This window comes from Pseudomonas sp. 18.1.10, assembly GCF_024655625.1.
Classification (GTDB): domain Bacteria; phylum Pseudomonadota; class Gammaproteobacteria; order Pseudomonadales; family Pseudomonadaceae; genus Aquipseudomonas.
The window spans coordinates 1-2,130 of the sequence record NZ_JANLGL010000424.1 but is presented as its reverse complement, the minus strand read 5'-3'; the positions used below and the strand labels follow the sequence as shown (position 1 = coordinate 2,130).

2 protein-coding genes are annotated in these 2,130 nt (G+C 63.4%); both read left to right on the top strand.

The genetic code is table 11. From position 1 onward, the window contains the following. Window positions 1–179 precede the first annotated feature (179 nt). Window positions 180–1,556, top strand: coding sequence for a multicopper oxidase family protein (locus NUV89_RS29380; RefSeq protein WP_257784073.1), 1,377 nt, complete (start codon window positions 180–182; stop codon window positions 1,554–1,556). Beyond that, window positions 1,556–2,053 (top strand): tRNA adenosine(34) deaminase TadA, encoded by a 498-nt coding sequence (tadA, locus tag NUV89_RS29375; protein WP_257784072.1) that lies wholly within the window; start codon window positions 1,556–1,558, stop codon window positions 2,051–2,053. The genes NUV89_RS29380 and tadA overlap by 1 nt, the downstream gene beginning before the upstream one ends. Window positions 2,054–2,130: the final 77 nt, after the last annotated feature.

Below are 2,130 nucleotides of genomic sequence, written 5' to 3'. Positions count from 1 at the left end.
ACTGACCCACCGCATTCGCGAGCAAGCCCGCTCCCACACAAGCCCGCTCCCACAGTTGATCTTTGGTGTGTCCAGAATTCAGCCATGCGGCAATGCGAAGCCTTACTGTTTACGCCATGCAGGTGTATCGTATCTGCCCTTTGCAGGCCCTGGGCCTGCGGCCGATACGTGAGGTTGTTGTGTCCCGATCCTTTTCCCGTCGACAAATCCTGGGTGGCCTTGCCGGCCTGGCCGTAGTGGGCGTCGGTGCCGGTGGCGCCTATCGCTACTGGCTGGGGAAAGTCGCCGAGGCCGAAGCGGGCCACGATTACGAACTGATCGCCGCACCGCTGGACGTGGAACTGGTGCCGGGCCACAAGACCGAAGCCTGGGCGTTCGGCCCGTCGGCGCCGGGCACCGAGTTGCGGGTGCGCCAGGGCGAATGGCTGCGGGTGCGTTTTATCAACCACCTGCCGGTCGCCACCACCATCCACTGGCATGGCATCCGCTTGCCGCTGGAGATGGACGGCGTGCCCTACGTTTCCCAATTGCCGGTGCTGCCCGGCGAGTACTTCGACTACAAATTCCGTGTGCCCGACGCCGGCAGCTACTGGTATCACCCCCATGTGAACAGCAGCGAAGAACTCGGCCGTGGCCTGGTCGGCCCGCTCATTATCGAAGAGCGCGAACCCACCGGTTTCAAACACGAACGCACCCTCAGCCTGAAGAGCTGGCATGTGGACGAAGAGGGCGCTTTCGTCGCCTTCAGCGTGCCCCGTGAAGCGGCGCGTGGCGGTACGGCGGGGCGCTTGTCGACGATCAATGGCGTGTCCCAGGCGGTGATTGACTTGCCGGCCGGGCAGATCACCCGCGTGCGCCTGCTCAACCTCGACAACACCCTGACCTATCGCATCAACATCCCCGACGTCGAAGCGCAGATCTACGCGCTGGACGGCAACCCCATCGAGCCGCGCCCACTGGGCAAGGAATACTGGCTGGGCCCGGGCATGCGCATTTGCCTGGCGATCAAGGCACCGCCGGCCGGCGAAGAGCTGTCGATCCGCAATGGCCCGGTTCGCCTGGGCACGTTCCGCTCCGTGGCCAACACCGACGCGCCCACCGAGTGGCCACCCGCATTGCCGGCCAACCCGATTGCCGAGCCGGACCTGGCCAACGCCGAGAAACTCAACTTCAATTTCGAGTGGGTCGGTAGCGTTTCGGTCGACGATGGTCGGCCGCCCAGCCTGTGGCAGATCAATGGCCAGGCCTGGGACATCACCGACAAGACCTGCGCCGACCGCCCCATCGCCAAGCTGGAGAAGGGCAAGAGCTATATTTTCGAATTGAAGAACATGACCCAGTACCAACACCCGATCCACCTGCACGGCATGAGCTTCAAGGTGATCGCCTCGAACCGCCACAAGGTGATCCCGTACTTCACCGACACCTACCTGTTGGGCAAGAACGAACGCGCCCGCGTGGCGTTGGTGGCGGATAACCCGGGGGTGTGGATGTTCCACTGCCACGTGATCGACCACATGGAAACCGGCCTGATGGCCGCCATCGAGGTGGCGTGATGCGCCAGTTTCGTCCCGTGGCGATCATCGACCGCAGCCGCGACCAGGACTTCATGCGCGAAGCCCTGGCCCTCGCTGCCCAAGGCGCCGCACTGGGCGAAGTGCCGGTGGGTGCGGTGCTGGTGCAGGACGGTGAAATCATCGGCCGCGGCTTCAACTGCCCCATCAGCGGCAACGACCCCAGCGCCCATGCCGAAATGGTCGCCATCCGTGATGCGGCGCAGGCCATCAGCAATTACCGGTTGGTAGGCAGCACGCTGTATGTGACGCTGGAACCGTGCAGCATGTGCGCCGGTTTGATCGTGCACTCGCGGGTGGCGCGGGTGGTGTACGGCGCGCTGGAGCCGAAGGCGGGGATTGTGCAAAGCCAGGGGCAGTTTTTTACCCAGGGGTTTCTCAATCACAAGGTGCTGTTTGAAGGTGGGGTGTTGGCCGAAGAGTGCGGCACCGTACTCAGTGAATTCTTCAAGGCCCGCCGCGCCAAGCCCTCGCTCTAAAGAACAATGGGGAGCAAATGTGGGAGCGGGCTTGCTCGCGAATGCGGTCTGTCAGTTGATACATCTTTGGCTGACCC

Bases quoted from the DNA above. Each gene is read 5' to 3' on its own strand.
- tadA (WP_257784072.1), top strand. From the start codon at position 1,556: ATGCGCCAGTTTCGTCCCGTGGCGATCATCGACCGCAGCCGCGACCAG.